Raw genomic sequence first — 544 nt, 5'->3', positions numbered from 1 at the left:
AACAGGACCAACGGTGGCCAGGCAGCCCGACCCGGTCCACCATCGCGCAGCGGGTTGAGTAGCTTCTCGAAGCGGTCCCACTTCACCAGACCTGACAATCGATCGAGTGGCGAAGAACCGCCTGCCAACTTGCCGCCCAGAAAGGCTTCCGCCAAGCTCAACTGACCCGTCTGCTTCACTGCCATCGTGATTCCCTCCGAGCGTCAATCTCAGAGAATCACAACCACCGAATTACGCAACAGTCCCCCTGTGGGAGAAGGTGTCGCCGAAGGCGACGGATGAGGGGTGCTCCAGGGAACACCAACGCCTCACTTCGCTGGAACACCCCTTGTGTGTTTGGAATCGTGCATTGTTGAGGGTGCCACGGACCAGGTGCTTGCCTGATCCGTGGCGGTGGTCGAGAGCCCGTCGCCCCTCAGGTGGCCTAAACCGTGGATGAGCTGGGGCCCGACCGCCTTCTTTTGTGAACCCGAACAGTTGCAAGGGGCAAGCCCCCGCACACAAGGAAGGGACCGAGGAGATGGTAGCGCAAACGGTTCAGGAC

1 pseudogene is annotated in these 544 nt (G+C 60.8%); it reads right to left on the bottom strand.

The features are described 5' to 3' along the window. Nucleotides 1-185 (bottom strand): annotated as a pseudogene (locus tag AC1DX4_RS35115) (IS5/IS1182 family transposase); the annotation flags it as partial. Nucleotides 186-544: the final 359 nt, after the last annotated feature.

It is taken from the genome of Mesorhizobium sp. P3_A8, assembly GCF_056402995.1.
This window is presented reverse-complemented; position numbering and strand designations above follow the sequence as displayed.